Source organism: Stutzerimonas azotifigens DSM 17556, assembly GCF_000425625.1.
GTDB classification, from domain to species: domain Bacteria; phylum Pseudomonadota; class Gammaproteobacteria; order Pseudomonadales; family Pseudomonadaceae; genus Stutzerimonas; species Stutzerimonas azotifigens.
Genome location: NZ_AUDU01000045.1, coordinates 1 through 17,250, shown reverse-complemented (window position 1 = coordinate 17,250; position 17,250 = coordinate 1). Strand labels below are relative to the sequence as shown.

Here is a 17,250-nt window from a genome sequence, read left to right as displayed (position 1 = left end):
AAGCCTGAAGCCTGAAGCCTGAAGCCTGAAGCCTGAAGCCTGAAGCCTGAAGCCTGAAGCCTGAAGCCTGAAGCCAATGAAAAAGGCGACCCGAAGGTCGCCTTTTTCATTGCCGGCCGATCAGCCGATCTTTTCCCCGTGCGCCTGCTGGTCGGCGTGGTACGAGGAACGCACCAGTGGGCCGGAGGCGACGTTCTTGAAGCCCATCTTCTCCCCTTCCTCGGCGAACCAGGCGAAGGTGTCCGGGTGCACGAAGCGCTGTACCGGCAAGTGGTTGCGCGACGGCTGCAGGTACTGGCCGAGGGTGAGCATGTCGATGTCGTGCTCGCGCATGCGCTGCATGACTTCGATGACTTCCTCGTCGGTCTCGCCGAGGCCGAGCATCAGGCCGGACTTGGTCGGCACGTGCGGCACCAGTTGCTTGAACTTCTGCAGCAGGTCCAGCGACCACTCGAAATCCGAACCCGGGCGCGACGACCTGTACAGCCGCGGTACCGTCTCCAGGTTGTGGTTGAAGACATCCGGCGGCTCGGCCGCGGTGATCTCCAGCGCCACGTCCATCCGCCCGCGGTAGTCGGGCACCAGGGTCTCGAGCTGGATGCCCGGCGACAGCTTGCGGATCTCGCGCAGGCAGTCGGCGAAGTGCTGGGCGCCGCCGTCGCGCAGGTCGTCGCGGTCGACCGAGGTGATCACCACGTATTTCAGGCGCAGGTCGGCGATGGCGATGGCCAGGTTCTTCGGTTCGTCCGGGTCCAGCGCGTTCGGGCGGCCGTGGCCGACGTCGCAGAACGGGCAGCGACGGGTGCAGATGTCGCCCATGATCATGAAGGTGGCGGTGCCGCCGGAGAAGCATTCGCCGAGGTTCGGGCAGGACGCCTCCTCACAGACGCTGTGCAGCTTGTGCTTGCGCAGCAGCTGCTTGATGCGGTCGACCTCGGGGGAAACCGGGATGCGCACGCGGATCCAGTCGGGCTTCTTCGGCAGTTCCTCGGTGGGAATGATCTTCACCGGAATGCGGGCGACCTTCTCGGCCCCGCGCAGTTTGACGCCGGCTTCCACTTTCGCCGGGCGCTTGTCCACGGTTTCCACTGTCATAGGTTTTCCAGTCCGCCCGTCAGGGTCTTCTGTTCAGCGTAGCCGAGCTGCCGCACCAGCTGCTCGCACAGCCGTTGACGCACTTCGGCGAAATCGACCGGCCCGGCCAGGTCGCGCAATTGGGTCATCGCCAGCCCGGCGTAGCCGCAGGGGTTGATCCGGCGAAAGGGTTCCAGGTCCATGTCGACGTTCAGCGCCAGGCCGTGGAACGAACGGCCGTTGCGGATGCGCAGGCCGAGCGAGGCGATCTTGGCACCGTCGACGTACACGCCCGGCGCGTCGGCGCGCGCCTCGGCCTCGATCCCGTAGCCGGCGAGCAGCTCGATCAGGCTCCGCTCCATGCGGGTCACCAGTTCGCGCACGCCGATGCCGCTGCGCCGCACGTCCAGCAGCAGGTAGGCGACCAGCTGGCCCGGGCCATGGTAGGTCACCTGGCCGCCACGGTCGACCTGCACCACCGGAATGTCGCCGGGGAACAGCAGGTGCTCGGCCTTGCCGGCCTGGCCCTGGGTGAACACCGGCGGGTGCTCCAGCAGCCAGAGCTCGTCCTCGGTGTCCGGCCCGCGCTCGTGGGTGAAGCGCTGCATCGCCTGCCAGGCCGGCAGGTATTCGACCCGGCCGAGCTCGCGCACCCGGATCATCAGAGCACCATGTGCACGCGCCCGCTGGCGCGCAGGTCGACATGGATCGCCTGCAGCTGCTCGACGCCGGTCGCGGTGATCAGCACCTGCACCGAGAGGAAGCGGCCGTTGCGGCTGTCGCGGCTGACCAGGGTGGTCTCGTCGAAGCCCGGGGCATGCCGACGGATGACCTCGACCACCATTTCGGCGAAGCCCTCGCCGGCGTCGCCGATCACCTTGATCGGGTAGTTCGGGCAGGGAAACTCGATCTTCGGCGCCTGGATGTCGCTGTCGGAATCGCTCATGGCTGGCCCGCCTGATCAGTTGAACAGGCCGAAGAAGAACAGCCGGATGCTGTCCCACAGGCGCCGGAACAGGCCGCCCTCTTCGACGGTTTCGAGGGCGATCAGGTTGGCGCTGTGGACCAGCTCGTCGCCCAGCCGGACCTCGACCTGGCCGACCACGTCACCCTGCTGCACCGGCGCCATCAGGCGCGAGTCGAGGTTCATGCTCGCCTGCAGCTTGTCGACCTGGCCGCGCGGCAGGGTCAGGGTGAGGTCCTGCGCCAGCCCGGCCTTGACCTGCGACTGCTCACCCTTCCACACCGGCGTGGTCGCCAGCTCGGCTCCCTTCTGGTAGAAGGTCCGCGTTTCGAAGAAGCGGAAGCCGTAGGTCAGCAGCTTCTGCGTCTCGGCGGCCCGCGCCTGCTCGCTGTCGGTGCCGAACACGACGGTGATCAGGCGCATGCCGTCACGCACCGCGGAGGCCACCAGGCAGTAGCCGGCCTCCTCGGTGTGGCCGGTCTTCAGGCCGTCGACGGTCTTGTCGCGCCACAGCAGCAGGTTGCGGTTGGGCTGCTTGATGTTGTTCCAGAGGAATTCCTTCTGGGCGTAGATCGCGTAGTGCTCGGGCTCTTCGTAGATGATCGCGCGGGCCAGCTTGGCCATGTCGGCGGCCGACGAATAGTGCTCGGGGTGCGGCAGGCCGGTGGCGTTCATGAAGTGGGTGTTCTTCAGCCCGAGCCGCTGCGCGGTGGTGTTCATCATGTCGGCGAAGGCGTCTTCGCTGCCGGCGATGTGCTCGGCGACGGCCACGCTGGCGTCGTTGCCGGACTGGATGATGATGCCATGCAGCAGGTCATCCACCGACACCTGGGTGTTGACCTGGATGAACATGCGCGAGCCGCCGGTGCGCCAGGCGTTCTCGCTGACGGTGACCATGTCCGAGGGGTTGATCTGCCCCTTCTGGATCTCCAGCGTGGCGATGTAGGCGGTCATCAGCTTGGTCAGGCTCGCCGGGGGTAGCCGCTCGTCGCCGTTGTGCTCGACCAGCACCTGGCCGCTGGCGGCGTCCATCAGGACGTAGGACTTGGCGGCGAGCTGCGGCGGCGAAGGGATGGCCGGCGCCGCCAGTACGGCGGGCGCGACCGTCAGCAGAAGCGGAGCGAGGAAGCGTTTGGCGAAGGTGCTGATGTTCATCCGTCTCTCGAAAAAGTTGTCGTTTTGGGCGGGCTGGCCCGTGCGGGCGAAAAGGGTAAAGGGTTCAGTCCGGACGTACCAGACGCGGCTGTCCGAGGTTGGCGACGCGCACGCTCTGCTCGAGCTGCGCGACCTCGTCCTGCGAGGCGATCGGGCCGAGACGCACACGGTGCAGGACCTGCTGGTTGTGCGTCACCGAGCTGACGAACACCGGCGCGGAAACCAGGCTGGCGAGCTTGTCCTTGAGCAGTTCGGCGGCATCCGGGTTGGCGAATGCGCCGACCTGCAGGAACAGCCCGGCGTCCGTGCCCGGCGCGCCCTGCGCCTGGACCTGCACCGGCACCACGGCGGCGGCATGCTGCTGCGCCGGCGGAGTGTACTGCTCGACCACCGGGGCGGCGACCGCCACCGGCGCGGCGGCGGCGCGTTTCGGCTGGGCCAGCACCATGGGGGCCGACTGGCCGCGGGCGGCCCACCACTGCTGAGGGTCGATGCCCTCGACCTTCACCCGCGCGGTGCCGCGCTCGGCATAGCCGAGCTTCTTCGCCGCCGCGAAGGACAGGTCGATGATCCGGTCCGAGTAGAAGGGGCCGCGGTCGTTGACCCGCAGGATCACCGAGCGGCCGTTCTCCAAGCTGGTTACCTTGACGTAGCTCGGCAGCGGCAGCGTCTTGTGCGCCGCGCTCATGCCGTAGAGGTCGTATTCCTCGCCATTGGCGGTGGCCTGGCCGTGGAACTTGGTGCCGTACCAGGAGGCGGTGCCGGTCTCGACGTAGCGCCGCGCGTCGTTGATCGGGTAGTAGGTCTTGCCGAGCACTGTGTAGGGATTGGCCTTCACCGGGCCGTAGTGCGGCATGGGCACGGCGTCGGGAATCTGCGAGACGTCCACGTCCCACCAGGGCGCGCCGTCCTTGTGCGGCCGCGCGTAGCTGCCGGAGCTGCCGGCGCCGGCATCGGCCGAAGGCCGGCTGCCGCCGCCCGAGGAGCAGCCGGCCAGCAGCGCCAGCGCACAGAGCCCGAGCAGGCCGGGATGCAGGAGCTTCATGAGGCCCTCCGCGCGGCGGCCAGTTGCTCGGCCAGCTGATGCACCGCCATGGCGTACATCACGCTGCGGTTGTAGCGGGTGATGACGTAGAAGTTCGGCAGGCCGAGCCAGTATTCGTCGCCTTCCGGGCCTTCCAGGCGGAAGGCGGTGACCGGCGTCTCGGCGGGCACCTGGTCCTCGTCGGCCCAGCCGAGCTCGCGCAGCTGAGCGGCGCTGGCGTTCGCTTCCAGGCCCTGGGTGAGGCCTTCCTCGAAGCGTTCGCCGCTCACGCCGGCGCGCGACACCACCGGCGCCCCGGCTACCCAGCCGTGCGCCTTGAAGTAGTTGGCGACGCTGCCGATGGCGTCGACCGGGTTGTTCCAGATGTCGATGTGCCCGTCGCCGTCGAAGTCCACCGCATAGGCGCGGAAGCTGCTCGGCATGAACTGCGGCAGGCCCATGGCGCCGGCGTAGGAGCCCTTGAGCGAGAGCGGGTCGACCTGCTCCTCGCGGGCCAGCAGCAGGAACTCCCTGAGCTCCTTGCGGAAGAAGGGCGCGCGCGGCGGGTAGTCGAAACCGAGCGTGGACAGGGCGTCGAGCACCCGGTAGCTGCCGGTGTTGCGGCCGTAGAAGGTCTCCACGCCGATGATGGCGACGATCACCTGCGCCGGCACGCCGTACTCCGCTTCGGCGCGCGCCAGGGCCTGCTCGTGCTGGCGCCAGAAGTCCACGCCCTGGCCGATGCGCGAATCGGTGATGAAGATCGGTCGGTATTCCTTCCAGGGCTTGACCCGCTCGGCCGGGCGCGAAATGGCGTCGAGGATCGGCTGCTTACGTTCGGCGGCGGCCAGCAGCTGACCCAGCTGCTCCGGCGCGAAGCCGTATTCGCGGGTCATCTCGTCGATGAAGTCGGCTACCTTCTCGCCCTGGTAGTCCCCGGCCGCGGCCGGCGTCGCCAGCGCGACGGCGAGGCCCATTGCACCGGCCATTCGCGCCCATCCACTGCGCCACACTGATTTCAAGGTTTTCACTCTCATCAAACCTGGGCAATCCACTTGCGATGGGTGTGGATCGACATCAAAACCCCGAACCCTGACAGTAGGGTCACCAGCGAAGTTCCACCGTAGCTAATGAAGGGCAAGGGCACCCCCACCACCGGCAGAAGGCCGCTCACCATGCCCATGTTGACGAAGACATAGACGAAGAAGGTCATCGTCAACGCACCGGCGAGCAGCTTGCCGAACAGCGTCTGGGCCTGGGCCGTGATGACCAGCCCCCGCGCGATCAGCAGGAAGTAGACCGTCAGCAGCAGGCACACGCCCACCAACCCGAACTCTTCGGCGAGGACCGCAATGATAAAGTCCGTATGGCTTTCCGGCAAAAAATCCAGGTGCGACTGGGTGCCGAGCAGCCAGCCCTTGCCGAACACGCCGCCGGAGCCGATCGCCGCCTTTGACTGGATGATGTTCCAGCCGGTGCCGAGCGGATCGCTCTCCGGGTCGAGGAAGGTCAGCACTCGCTGCTTCTGGTAGTCGTGCAGGGCGAAGAACCACATGCCCACCGCGACCGGCACCAGCGCCGTGACCGCACCGAGGATCCAGCGCCAGCGCAGTCCGCCGATGAACACCACGAAGGCGCCGGAGGCGAGGATCAGCAGCGAGGTGCCCAGGTCCGGCTGGCGCATGATCAGCAGCACAGGGATCATCACCAGCGAGAGCGCCACCAGCGTGTGCTTCAGGCTCGGCGGCAGGGCGCGCCTGGACAGGTACCAGGCGATGGTCGCCGGCATGATGATCTTCATGAACTCCGAGGGCTGGAAGCGGATCACCCCGGGAATGTTGATCCAGCGCGTCGCGCCCATCGCGTTGTGGCCCATCACGTCGACCACGATCAGCAGGCCCACGCCCACCAGGTAGGCGAGCGGCACCCAGCGCGCCATGAAGCGCGGCTCGAACTGGGCGATGACGAACATCGCGGCCATGCCGAGGCCGAAGGAGACCGCCTGCTTGGACACCAGGTCCCAGTTGCGCCCGCTGGCCGAATAGAGCACGAACAGGCCGACGGCGCCGAGCACCAGCAGCAGGATCAGCAGCGTCGCGTCGAGGTGGATGCGCTGCAGGAAGCTGGCGCGGCGGCGCAGCACGTCCTCGCTGGACAGGGTCGGATCGAACGAGGCGGTCATCGCGGCGAGGCCTCGGCGCTGAGTGTCGGGGTGAACTCGGTCTTCAGCTGGCCGTGTTCGTCCAGCAGCCAGGCATCCATCACCTGCTTGACCACCGGCGCGGCGACCCCGGAGCCGGACTCGCCGTTCTCCACCATCACCGCGACCGCGATCTGCGGGTCGTCGGCCGGGGCGAAGCCGACGAACAGGGCGTGGTCGCGGTGGCGTTCGTCGAGCTTCTTGCTGTCGTACTTCTCGCCCTGCTTGATCGCCACCACCTGCGCCGTGCCGCTCTTGCCGGCGATGCGGTAGGCGGCGGTGTCGCCGACCCGCTTGGCGGTGCCGCGGGCGCCATGCAGCACCATTTCCATCCCCTCGCGGGCCAGGTCCCAGTAGCGCGGGTCGCGCAGCTCGATGTCCGGCATCGGCTCCGGGTCGACCGCCGGCCGGCCGCCGATGGACTTGGCCAGGTGCGGGCGAACCCACTTGCCCCGGGTGGCGATCAGCGAAGTGGCCTGCGCCAGCTGCAGCGGCGTGGCCTGCATGTAGCCCTGGCCGATGCCGAGGATGAGGGTCTCGCCCGGGTACCAGGGCTGGCGATAGCGCGCGCGCTTCCAGTCGCGCGAGGGCATCAGGCCGCCGGTCTCCTCGTTCAGGTCCAGCGCGACCCGCTGGCCGAGGCCGAAGCGGCTCATGTAGTCGTGCATCCGGTCGATCCCGAGCTTATGGGCCAGGTCGTAGAAGTAGGTGTCGTTGGAACGCATGATCGCCGTCTGCAGGTCCACCCAGCCGTCGCCGCCGCGGTTCCAGTTGCGGTACTTGTGCTTGACGTTGGGCAGTTGGTAGAAGCCCGGGTCGAACACCCGGCTGGTCGGCGTGACCACCCCGGCATCGAGCCCGGCGATGGCCATCGCCGGCTTGATGGTCGAGCCCGGCGGATACAGCCCGCGCAGCACCCGGTTGTACAGCGGCCGATCGATCGAATCGCGCAGTTCGCCGTAGTCCTTGAAGCTGATGCCGGTGACGAACAGGTTGGGGTCGAAGCTCGGCTGGCTGACCATCGCCAGCACCTCGCCGGTGCTCGGCTGCAGCGCGATCACCGCTCCGCGCCGGCCGCCGAGGGCCGCCTCGGCGGCTTCCTGCAGCTGCAGGTCGAGGGTCAGGGTGATGTCGTTGCCGGGTTCCGGATCGGTGCGCTTGAGCACCCGCAGGACGCGCCCGCGGGCATTGGTCTCGACCTCTTCGTAGCCGACCTTGCCGTGCAGCTCGTCCTCGTAGAACTTCTCGATGCCGGTCTTGCCGATGTGGTGGGTGCCGCTGTAGTTGACCGGATCGAGCGCCTTTAGCTCCTGCTCGTTGATCCGCCCGACGTAGCCGACCGAGTGCGCGAAATGCATGCCCTGCGGATAGTGCCGCACCAGTTGCGCGGCCACCTCGACGCCCGGCAGGCGGAACTGGTTCACCGCCACGTGGGCGATCTGTTCCTCGCTGAGTTCGAACAGGATGGGCACCGGCTCGAACGGCCGCCGGCCCTGCAGCACGCGCTTCTCGAACAGCTGGCGATCCTCCACCGTCAGCCCCAGCACCTCGACCACGGTGTCGAGCACGCCGCGCCAGTCGCCGGCGCGCTCACGGGTGACGGTGAGGCTGAAGCTCGGCCGGTTGTCGGCGATGATCCGCCCGTTGCGGTCGTAGATCAGCCCGCGGGTCGGCGGTATCGGCTGGACGTGCACCCGGTTGCTCTCCGAGAGCGTCGAGTGGTAGTCGTACTGCACCACCTGCAGGTAGTACATCCGGGCCGCCAGCACACCGAAGAACGCCATGACCACTGCCAGACCGACGTACACGCGCCGACGCACCAGGCGGGCGTCTTTCTCGTGGTCCTTGAGCTGAATCGGTTGCGGCATGCTCGGTACTGCTGGTCACTTGTGGTAAGGGTGCCCGGACAGGACCGTCCAGGCACGATAAAGCTGTTCGCCGACGAGGATCCGCACCAGGGGGTGCGGCAGGGTCAGGGGGGAAAGCGACCAGCGCTGCTCGCTGCGTGCGCACACCTCCGGAGCCAGCCCTTCCGGGCCGCCGACCATGAGATTGACCGTGCGCGCATCCAGTCGCCAGCGGTCCAGTTCGGCGGCGAGCTGCTCGGTGCTCCAGGGGCGCCCGTGCACCTCCAGGGTGACGATGCGCTCGCCCGGCTGGACCCTCGCAAGCATGGCGTCACCTTCCTGACGGATCAAGCGCGTTACGTCGGCATTCTTCCCGCGGGTGCCGAGCGGTATTTCCACCAGCTCCAGCGGCAGTTCCGGCGGCATGCGCCGGGCGTACTCCTGCCAGCCCTCCTCCACCCAGCGGGACATCCGCGAACCCACCGCGATCAGCCGGACCCTCACGGCGTCACTCGTTCTCCGCGTCGTGGTGCGCGCGTGCCTGCTCGGCGCCGCGCCACAGCCGCTCAAGGTCGTAGAACTGGCGCGTCGGCTCCTGCATGACGTGGACCACCACGTCGCCCAGGTCGAGCAGCGCCCATTCGCCGCCATCCAGGCCCTCGCTGCCGAGCGGGCGCACGCCCTGCTCCTTGACCTTCTCCAGGACGTTCTCGGCCAGCGACTTCACGTGCCGGCTGGAGGTACCGCTGGCGATGATCATGTAATCGGTGACGCTGGTCTTGCCGCGCACATCGATGGTGGTGATGTCCTTGCCCTTGAGGTCTTCCAGGGCGGCGATCGCCAGTTGGACCAGTGCTTCGTTTTGCATGCGTTTGAAAACCTCAGTTCGACGCCCGGTACAGCCCGTGCGCGTTGATGTAAGCCAGTACGGCGTCCGGTACCAGGAAACGTACCGAACGGCCTGCGGCCAGTAGTTGGCGAATCTGCGTGGCGGACACCTCCAGCGGCGTCTGCCAGACGAAGGCGATCTGCCCGCCGCTGCCGCTCAGCGCCTCCGGCGCCGGCGCCGAGCGCGCCGCCAGCAGGTCGCGCAGCGCCTCGGGGGCCTCGATGTCGGCGTCCGGCCGTTGCAGCACCAGGATATGGCAGTGCTCGAGCAGTTCGTCGCTGCGGTGCCAGCTCGGCAGGCCGCAGAAGGCATCCCAGCCGAGCAGCAGGAACAGCTGGTCGTCCGCCGCCAGTTCGGCTCGCAGCGACTCCAGCGTGTCGATGCTGTAGGACGGCTTGTCACGCCCCAGTTCGCGGGCGTCGACACACAGCGGCGACACGCCCTCCACGGCCAGCTCGACCATCCGCAGGCGATGCCGCGGCGAGCTGCTCGGCGTGTCGCGATGCGGCGGCCGTGCGTTCGGGATCAGTCTCAGTTCATCGAGCGACAGCATCTCGGCCACTTCGAGCGCACCGCGCAGATGGCCGATGTGCACGGGGTCGAAGGTACCGCCGAGTATCCCGATCCGCCTTCCCATCAGGTACGGATGTGACCGTCGCCGTAAACCACGTACTTCTCGCTGGTCAGCCCCTCGAGCCCGACCGGCCCGCGCGCGTGCAGCTTGTCGGTGGAGATGCCGATCTCGGCCCCCAGCCCGTATTCGAAGCCGTCGGCGAAACGGGTCGAGGCGTTGACCATCACCGAGCTGGAGTCCACCTCGGTGAGGAAGCGCCGCGCGTCGCTGAAGTTCTCGGTGACGATCGCGTCGGTATGCTGCGAGCCGTAATGGTTGATGTGCGCGATCGCTTCGTCGAGCGAATCGACCAGGCGGATCGCCAGGATCGGCGCGTTGTATTCGGCCGACCAGTCCTGCTCGCCAGCCTCCAGCACCTCGCCGCCGAGCAGCTCGCGGGTGCGCGAGCAGCCGCGCAGCTCCACGCCCTTGTCGCGGTAGATGGCGGCCAGCGGCGGCAGCACCCTCGGCGCGATCGCGCCATGCACCAGCAGGGTTTCCATGGTGTTGCAGGGCGAGAAGCGCTGGGTCTTGGCGTTGTCGGCGATGCGGACCGCCTTGCCCAGGTCGGCCGCCGCGTCGATGTAGACGTGACAGACGCCGTCCAGGTGCTTGATCACCGGCACCCGCGCGTCGCGGCTGACCCGCTCGATCAGCCCCTTGCCGCCACGCGGCACGATCACGTCGACGTACTCGGGCATGGTGATCATGGCACCGACCGCGGCCCGGTCGGTGGTCTCCACCACCTGCACCGAGGCCGCCGGCAGGTCGGCTTCGGCCAGCCCCTGCTGGATGCAGCGGGCGATCGCCTGGTTGGAGTGGATCGCCTCGGAGCCGCCGCGCAGGATGGTCGCGTTGCCCGATTTCAGGCACAGGCTGGCAGCGTCGATGGTCACGTTGGGCCGCGATTCGTAGATGATGCCGATCACGCCGAGCGGCACGCGCATCTTGCCGACCTGGATGCCCGAGGGCAGGTAGCGCATGTCGCGGATCGCGCCGATCGGATCGGGCAGGGTCGCCACCTGGCGCAGCCCCTCGATCATGCCGTCGATCACCTTCGGCGTCAGCGCCAGGCGGTCGAGCATGGCCGGCTCCAGCCCGCTGGCCCGGCCGTTGGCCAGGTCCTTCTCGTTGGCGGCGGCCAGCTCGGCACGCGCCGCGTCGAGCGCATTGGCAGCCGCCAGCAGCGCCTGGTTCTTGCGCGCGGTGCTGGCGCGGGCCAGGATGCGTGACGCTTCGCGGGCGGCCTGGCCCAGGCGGGTCATGTAATCGTGCACGGTTTCGGTCATGGCAGGCGATCTGCAGGAAATCAAGCGGCTGATTATAGCGGTCGGCGGCCGAGACGCACAGCCACCGCACGGCCGGCCGCCCACCGCCGACCGCGACGCAGGAGGGCGGAAACCCGCCCGGTGCGGGCCGGTCGAACGCCCATACCCGCAGCAAGGACCCTCGCGCATGGGCCAATGGCTCGAACCCCTCACCGACTGGCTTTCCGCTCACCCCCAATGGCTCGGGCTGGCCGTGTTCCTGGCTGCCTTCGGCGAGTGCCTGGCCATCGTCGGCCTGCTGATCCCCGGCACCCTGCTGCTACTCGGGATCGCGCTGATCGCCGGCAACGGCGTGCTGACGCTCGGCGAGACCCTGGCGCTGGGCTATCTCGGCGGCCTGCTCGGCGACCTGGCCTCCTACCTGCTCGGGCGCCGCTACCACCAGAACATCCGCAACCTCCCGGTGTTGCGCGGGCACCCGCAGTGGCTGCTGCGCGCGGAGCTGTTCTTCCACCGCTACGGGGTCGCGAGCCTGCTGGTGGGGCGCTTCATCGGCCCGCTGCGACCGATGCTACCGGTGACCGCCGGCATGCTGGACATGCCGTTCGGGCGCTTCCTGCTGGTCTCGCTGATCGCCTCGGCGGGCTGGGCGATGGCCTACCTGATGCCCGGCTGGGCGGCCGGCGCGGCCATGCGCCTGCCGCTGCAGCCGGGGTTCTGGAGCGAAGCGGCGCTGGTCGCCGGCGCCCTCGCCCTGGCCGTCGGCGTGAGCATCCACTGCAGCCTGCACGGCATGCGCGGCACCACCGCGGTGGTCGCCGTACTCTATGGCGCGGCGCTGCTGGGGCTGTTCCTTGGCTGGCCGTACCTCGACGAGTTCGACGAGGGCCTGATGGCCGTGGTGCAGGAGGAGCGCAGTGCCGAACTCGACCGGATCATGGTGCTGATCACCCGCGCCGGCGACTTCCAGACGCAGCTGCTGGCCGGCGTGCTGGTCAGCGTGCTGCTGCTGGTCACGCGGCAATGGCGGGCCGGGCTGTTCGCCATCCTCACGCTGCTCGGCACGGCGATGGCCAACGGCTCGCTCAAGGCGCTGTTCGCCCGGGTCCGCCCCGAGGTGCTGGCCGAGCCGCTGACCAGCTTCAGCTTTCCCAGCGGGCACAGCTCGGCGTCCTTCGCCCTGTTCCTGGTGATCGGCGTGCTCGCCGGGCGCGGCCAGCCGCCGCGCATGCGCCTGACCTGGCTGCTGGTGGCCAGCCTGCCGGCGCTCGCCATCGCCCTGTCGCGGGTCTATCTCGGGGTGCACTGGCCGACCGACGTGATCGGTGGCGCGCTGCTGGCGGCGACCGTCTGCGCGATCGCTTTGGCCCTGGCGCAGTGGCGCACGCCGATGGGCGCGCTGTCGCCGCGCGAGTGGTGGCTGATCCTGCCGTCCTGCCTGGGGCTGCTGGGCGCGTCGGCGATCTGGGCGCTGTCCGATGCGATGCACCTGTACCGCTACTAGGCGGTCGCTTCCTGCAGCCGCTCCAACAGCTCCTGGATCAGCGCCAGGCGTTCGCCCGGATCGCTCAGGCGCAGCAGCCGCTGCTTCTGCTCCAGGCTGAAGGGCAGCAGGTAGCCGAGCTGGTTGGCCAAGGCCTGCTGGCCCACGGCCTCGCCGTCCATGCCCAGCGATGCCACCAGCGGATGCTGCGACAGCGCCCGCAGCAGGATCGCCAACTCCTCGTGGGCCTCCTCGAGCGGGCGGTCGGGCACCTCCTCCAGCCAGTCGACCTCGGCCACCGTGAGCTGGTCGCGCTGGACCTCGGCGCGGCGAACCTCGAAGCGCCGGGCGCCTTCCACACGAATGCCGAGCAGGCCGTTGGGCAGTTGCTGCCAGTCGCGCACCAGCGCCTCGCAGCCGACCTGGCTGAAGGCCGAAGGCGCCTCGCCGACCTCGCCGCCCTCGATGATCGCCACCACGCCGAAGCCGCCGCCCTCCTTCAGGCAACGGCTGATCATGTCCAGGTAACGGGCCTCGAACAGCTGCAGGTCGAGCGAACAGCCGGGAAACAGGAGGGTATTGAGCGGAAACAACGGCAGCATGCGCAGGCTCCGTTACAGGATCAGGGACACGGCCAGCGGCAGCGCCACCGCGGTCATCACACCCATCAGGCTCATCGCCAGGGCGGCGAAGGCACCGCACTCCTCGCTTTCCTGCAAGGCCTGGGCGGTGCCTACCGCATGCGCGGTCAGGCCCAGCGCCATGCCGCGGGCCGCAGCATGCTGAACCCCGAAACGGCGCAACAGTTCCGGGCCGAGTATCGCGCCGAGTATACCGGTGAGCATCACGAAGACCGCCGCCAGCGCCGCCACCCCGCCGAGTTGCTCGGCCACCAGCATGGCGATCGGCGAGGTGACCGATTTGGGCGCCAGCGTCATCAGGATCATCCGCTCGGCGCCGAACAGCCAGGCCAGCAGCACGCCGAGCACGGTCGCCAGCGTGCCGGCCCCGACCAGGGTCAGCACCGTCGGCCAGAACAGCTCGCGGATCCGCCGCAGGTTGAGATACAGCGGCACCGCCAGCGCCACCGTCGCCGGGCCCAGCAGCACCGTCAGCAGGTCGCTGGCGCGGCGATATTCGGCATAGTCGATGCCGCACAGCAGCAGGATGCCGATCACCAGCACCATGGACACCAGCACCGGCTGCAACACCACCCAGCGCGTGCGCTCGTAGGCCAGGTAGGCCAACTGGTAGACCGCCAGGGTGATCCCGACGCCGAACAGCGGATGATGAACGACGGCCTGCCAGGCCACCTGCCACGCCAGGTTCATGCCCGCCTCCCGCGTCGTGCCTGGCGCCGGATCAGGGCCTGCATCAGCCAGCCGGTCGCCACCAGCGACAGCAGCAGCGAGAGGATGAGCGCCCCGGTGATGGCCCAGAAATCGTTCATGATCTGCGCGCTGTAGGCCATCACCCCCACCGCCGGCGGCACCAGCAGCAACGGCAGGTAGCGCAGCAGGCTGCCGGCCGCCAGCTGTACCGGCTCGCCCACTTCGCCGCGCACCAGGCAGAACAGGAACAGCAGCACCAGGCCGATGATCGGGCCGGGCATCATCGGCAACAGCAGCACGCTCAGCGCCGTGCCGAGCAGCTGGAACAGCACCAGCCAGGTGAGACCGCGTAGCAGCATGAATCCTCCCAAAAGCGCCGATTATACGGGGCGGGGCGTCACGCACCGCAGGGCGCGCGTCAGGCCATCCGCAAGCCGCCGAATGGCGGACCATTCGCCGCCCGCATGCCGGGTTGACCCCCGGGGGCCCGCGTGCTGATCTTGCAACTGCCCGGCCAAGCCGGACCGCAGCGGCTCCGCCCGCCCATCCAGAACAAGAAGACGCCTTAAGGAGGCCCCCATGCCACAGGTTCCGGTTGCCCAGCTCAAGGACTACATCGGCAAGGATCTCGGGCATTCGCAATGGCTGACGATCGAGCAGGATCGGATCGACCGGTTCGCCGAATGCACCGGCGACCACCAGTTCATTCATGTCGACCCGGAAAAGGCCCGCATGACGCCGTTCGGCACCACGATCGCGCACGGCTTCCTGTCGCTGTCGCTGCTGCCGATGCTGATGGAAGACCTGGCCCTGCGCCCCGAAGGCCTGAAGATGGGCATCAACTACGGCCTCGACAGCGTGCGCTTCCTGCAGCCGGTCAAGGTCGGCTCGCGCGTGCGGCTAAGCGCCACCCTGGTCGACGTCTACGAGAAGAACCCGGGCCAGTGGCTGTTCAAGACCCGCGCAGTGATGGAGATCGAAGGTGCGGAGAAACCGGCGTACATCGCCGAGTCGCTCGCCCTCTGCATCGTCTGAGTCGACGCAGCGACCGGAAGGGTTTTTTCGGCATACTGCCGGCGCCCCTGATTTTCCGGATCCGTGCATGCGCTCTCTGTTCCCCCTCGCCCTCACCTGCCTGCTCGCCGCCTGCGGCGACGGCACTCCCGTCCCGCCGTCCGACGCCCTGCTGGCGGACGGCGGCCGCTACCGAGGCCCGCTGGTCGACGGGCTGATGCACGGCGAAGGCCGCCTCGAACAGGCCGACGGCAGCTGGTACGAAGGCCGCTTCGAGCGCGGCCTGCGCGATGGCCAGGGGCGCTGGCAGGCGGCCAATGGCGATCGCTACACCGGCCGGTTCCGTGCCGGGCTCTTTCATGGCAAGGGCCGCCTCGACTATGCCGCCGGCGGCTACTACGAAGGCGACTTCACGCAGGGCCGCATGCAGGGCCAGGGCGAATTCAGCCAGGACGGCGTGCACTACCAGGGCGGCTTCGCCAACGACCTCTACGAGGGCGAGGGCACTCTGCGCTACGACGACGAGACCTACCGCGGCACCTTCCGCGCCGGCCAGTTGCAGGGGCACGGCGAATACCGGCACGCCGACGGCTCGCGCTACGAAGGCGAATTCCGCGACGGCGATTTCGACGGCCAGGGCCGCTACCAGGATGGCGTCGGCAATCGCTGGAGCGGTACCTTCGCCCAGGGACAACTGAGCGGCCCGGGCGAATACCTGGGCGTCGACGGCACGCATTACCAGGGCGACTTCCAGGGCTGGCGCTATCACGGTCAGGGCCGGCTAAGCCAACCCGACGGTAGCCGCTACAGCGGCGCCTTCGCCCGCGACCGCTTTGCCGGCGAAGGCACCCTGACGCTGGCCGACGGCAGCACGCAGCGCGGCACCTGGCGCGACGGCCGGCGGGTGGCCGACGCCGCCGGCCAGCGCCTGCCCGATCCGCTGGAAGAGGCGCTGCTGGCCCAGGGCCGGCTGCTCGATGAGGCCCTGGCGGCCGTTCCGCCCTCCACCGAGGCGCCGGAGCTGTACAGCCTGACCTTCGCCGGCGACGGCAGCCAGAGCGTGTTCCGCCGCGAGGCGGACTACGTGACCGGACTGCTCGCCGAGCGCTTCGCCGCACACGGCCAGATCACCCTGGTCAACCACCGCGACAGCGCGACCGAGCGTCCGCTGGCGACCGCCAGCAACCTCGCCCGCGCCATCGGCACCCTGGCCCGGCGCTCGGGTCCGGAGGACCTGATCTTCCTCTACTTCACCAGCCACGGCTCGGCCGACCACGCGCTGGCCCTGCAGCAGCCGCGGCTGTCGCTCGGCGACCTGCCGGCCACGGAACTGGCGCAACTGCTCGCCCCGCTGCGCGAGCGCGACAAGGTGGTGGTCATCTCCGCCTGCTACTCCGGTGGTTTCATCGAGCCGCTGAAGAACGAGCGCACGCTGATCATGACCGCCGCCCGTGCCGACCGGGTGTCCTTCGGCTGCTCGGAACAGAGCGACTTCACCTACTTCGGCCGGGCGCTGTTCGCCGAGGCCCTGCAGCGGACCGACGATCTTGCGCAGGCCTTCACATTGGCGCAGGCGAGGGTTGCCGAATGGGAGCAGGCCGACGACTATCAGGCGTCAGAGCCACAGCTCTGGGCGCCGGAGCAGGTGCTGGCGCGTTGGCGCGCCCTGCCCGGCCAGCCCGACTGAATACAAGAGGGAGGCCGCCATGTATCTCACGCCGCAGCACATACTCCTCGCCGGGGCCACGGGCCTGGCGGGCGAGCACCTGCTCGACCGGCTGCTCAACGAGCCGACGGTCGAATGCGTCCTGGCGCCGACCCGCCGCCCGCTGGCCGAGCATCCGCGACTGCGCAACCCGGTCGGCGAACTGGACGCCCTGCTGCCGACCCTGCAGGGTCCGGTCGACACCGCGTTCTGCTGCCTGGGCACGCCCCTGCAGAAGGCCGGCTCCGAGGAAGCCCTGCGCGCCGTCGATCTCGAGCTGGTGGTGCGGCGCTTCGCCGAGCGCGCGCGGGCCCTCGACGCCCGCCACTTGGTCGTCCTGAGCGCGCTCGGCGCCGACCCGGCGTCGCGCTTCCTCTACTGCCGGGTCAAGGGGGAAATGGAACAGGCCCTGCGCGCCCAGGGCTGGCCGCAGCTGACCCTGGCGCGCCCGGCGCTGCTGCTCGGCCCGCGGCTGGAGCCGGGCATGGGCGAACGGCTGGCAGCCCCGTTGTCGCAACTGCTGCCGGGCAAGTACCGCGGCATCGAGACCTGCACCCTCGCCCGGGCCTTGTGGCGCCTGGCGCTGGAGGAAGGCGACGGGGTGCGGGTGGTCGAATCGGACGAATTGAGGCGGTTGGGAAGATAGCGGCAGGCGGCAGGCGGCAGGCGGCAGGCGGCAGGCG

Annotated in this window: 19 protein-coding genes; 4 read left to right on the top strand and 15 right to left on the bottom strand. The window is 68.9% G+C overall.

The genetic code is table 11. The features are described 5' to 3' along the window. Positions 1-120: 120 nt before the first annotated feature. The 12 genes from lipA to H610_RS0104780 form a co-directional block, all read right to left on the bottom strand. Positions 121-1,095, bottom strand: a complete 975-nt coding sequence (lipA, locus tag H610_RS0104835) for a lipoyl synthase (RefSeq protein ID WP_028238634.1) — start codon at positions 1,093-1,095, stop codon at positions 121-123. Further along, on the bottom strand, positions 1,092-1,736 hold the full coding sequence (gene lipB / locus H610_RS0104830; protein WP_043237659.1) for a lipoyl(octanoyl) transferase LipB: 645 nt from the start codon (positions 1,734-1,736) through the stop codon (positions 1,092-1,094). Before lipB ends, lipA begins: the two co-directional genes overlap by 4 nt. Continuing rightward, positions 1,736-2,020: a DUF493 domain-containing protein gene (locus H610_RS0104825; protein WP_028238633.1), complete on the bottom strand. Its 285-nt coding sequence runs from the start codon at positions 2,018-2,020 to the stop codon at positions 1,736-1,738. The genes lipB and H610_RS0104825 overlap by 1 nt, the downstream gene beginning before the upstream one ends. A 15-nt stretch (positions 2,021-2,035) precedes the next feature. After that, positions 2,036-3,193 (bottom strand): D-alanyl-D-alanine carboxypeptidase family protein, encoded by a 1,158-nt coding sequence (locus tag H610_RS0104820; RefSeq protein ID WP_028238632.1) that lies wholly within the window; start codon positions 3,191-3,193, stop codon positions 2,036-2,038. A gap of 64 nt (positions 3,194-3,257) precedes the next feature. Continuing rightward, the gene (locus H610_RS0104815; RefSeq protein ID WP_028238631.1) at positions 3,258-4,238 is read right to left on the bottom strand and encodes a septal ring lytic transglycosylase RlpA family protein; all 981 of its coding nucleotides are present in this window, start codon (positions 4,236-4,238) and stop codon (positions 3,258-3,260) included. After that, entirely contained in the window at positions 4,235-5,206 is a 972-nt protein-coding gene (gene mltB, locus H610_RS0104810) for a lytic murein transglycosylase B (RefSeq protein ID WP_028238630.1), read from the bottom strand. Before mltB ends, H610_RS0104815 begins: the two co-directional genes overlap by 4 nt. 47 nt (positions 5,207-5,253) lie before the next feature. Then, positions 5,254-6,399: a rod shape-determining protein RodA gene (gene rodA, locus H610_RS0104805; protein ID WP_028238629.1), complete on the bottom strand. Its 1,146-nt coding sequence runs from the start codon at positions 6,397-6,399 to the stop codon at positions 5,254-5,256. Next, positions 6,396-8,285 carry a penicillin-binding protein 2 gene (gene mrdA, locus H610_RS0104800; protein WP_028238628.1) on the bottom strand — a complete coding sequence of 630 codons (1,890 nt, stop codon included), beginning with the start codon at positions 8,283-8,285 and terminating at the stop codon, positions 6,396-6,398. Before mrdA ends, rodA begins: the two co-directional genes overlap by 4 nt. Positions 8,286-8,300: 15 nt before the next feature. Continuing rightward, positions 8,301-8,768 (bottom strand): 23S rRNA (pseudouridine(1915)-N(3))-methyltransferase RlmH, encoded by a 468-nt coding sequence (rlmH, locus tag H610_RS0104795; protein ID WP_028238627.1) that lies wholly within the window; start codon positions 8,766-8,768, stop codon positions 8,301-8,303. A gap of 4 nt (positions 8,769-8,772) precedes the next feature. Further along, on the bottom strand, positions 8,773-9,132 hold the full coding sequence (gene rsfS, locus H610_RS0104790) for a ribosome silencing factor (protein WP_028238626.1): 360 nt from the start codon (positions 9,130-9,132) through the stop codon (positions 8,773-8,775). Positions 9,133-9,145: 13 nt separating this feature from the next. Continuing rightward, a complete protein-coding gene (nadD, locus tag H610_RS0104785) occupies positions 9,146-9,790 on the bottom strand; it encodes a nicotinate-nucleotide adenylyltransferase (RefSeq protein ID WP_028238625.1) in 645 nt (214 codons plus the stop codon). Beyond that, positions 9,790-11,055 (bottom strand): glutamate-5-semialdehyde dehydrogenase, encoded by a 1,266-nt coding sequence (locus H610_RS0104780; RefSeq protein WP_028238624.1) that lies wholly within the window; start codon positions 11,053-11,055, stop codon positions 9,790-9,792. Before H610_RS0104780 ends, nadD begins: the two co-directional genes overlap by 1 nt. A 166-nt stretch (positions 11,056-11,221) precedes the next feature. Here H610_RS0104780 and H610_RS0104775 point away from each other — a divergent pair, with 166 nt between their 5' ends. Then, entirely contained in the window at positions 11,222-12,538 is a 1,317-nt protein-coding gene (locus tag H610_RS0104775; protein ID WP_028238623.1) for a bifunctional DedA family/phosphatase PAP2 family protein, read from the top strand. Here the strand turns inward: H610_RS0104775 and H610_RS0104770 are convergent. From H610_RS0104770 to H610_RS0104760, 3 genes are read right to left on the bottom strand one after another with little or no spacing between them, the layout of a single operon-like run. Beyond that, positions 12,535-13,119: an LON peptidase substrate-binding domain-containing protein gene (locus tag H610_RS0104770; RefSeq protein ID WP_043237653.1), complete on the bottom strand. Its 585-nt coding sequence runs from the start codon at positions 13,117-13,119 to the stop codon at positions 12,535-12,537. The two genes, H610_RS0104775 and H610_RS0104770, sit on opposite strands and share 4 nt — an antisense overlap. Positions 13,120-13,131: 12 nt before the next feature. Continuing rightward, on the bottom strand, positions 13,132-13,842 hold the full coding sequence (locus tag H610_RS0104765; protein WP_028238621.1) for an LrgB family protein: 711 nt from the start codon (positions 13,840-13,842) through the stop codon (positions 13,132-13,134). Between the two features lie 2 nt (positions 13,843-13,844). Continuing rightward, positions 13,845-14,207 carry a CidA/LrgA family protein gene (locus H610_RS0104760; protein WP_028238620.1) on the bottom strand — a complete coding sequence of 121 codons (363 nt, stop codon included), beginning with the start codon at positions 14,205-14,207 and terminating at the stop codon, positions 13,845-13,847. Positions 14,208-14,427: 220 nt separating this feature from the next. Between H610_RS0104760 and H610_RS0104755 the strand changes: the two genes are divergently transcribed. From H610_RS0104755 to H610_RS0104745, 3 genes are all read left to right on the top strand, one after another. Continuing rightward, on the top strand, positions 14,428-14,883 hold the full coding sequence (locus tag H610_RS0104755; RefSeq protein WP_028238619.1) for a MaoC family dehydratase: 456 nt from the start codon (positions 14,428-14,430) through the stop codon (positions 14,881-14,883). Positions 14,884-14,950: 67 nt separating this feature from the next. Further along, positions 14,951-16,549 (top strand): C13 family peptidase, encoded by a 1,599-nt coding sequence (locus tag H610_RS0104750; protein ID WP_028238618.1) that lies wholly within the window; start codon positions 14,951-14,953, stop codon positions 16,547-16,549. A gap of 19 nt (positions 16,550-16,568) precedes the next feature. Next, positions 16,569-17,213 carry a Rossmann-fold NAD(P)-binding domain-containing protein gene (locus H610_RS0104745; protein ID WP_028238617.1) on the top strand — a complete coding sequence of 215 codons (645 nt, stop codon included), beginning with the start codon at positions 16,569-16,571 and terminating at the stop codon, positions 17,211-17,213. The last annotated feature ends 37 nt before the right edge of the window (positions 17,214-17,250 follow it).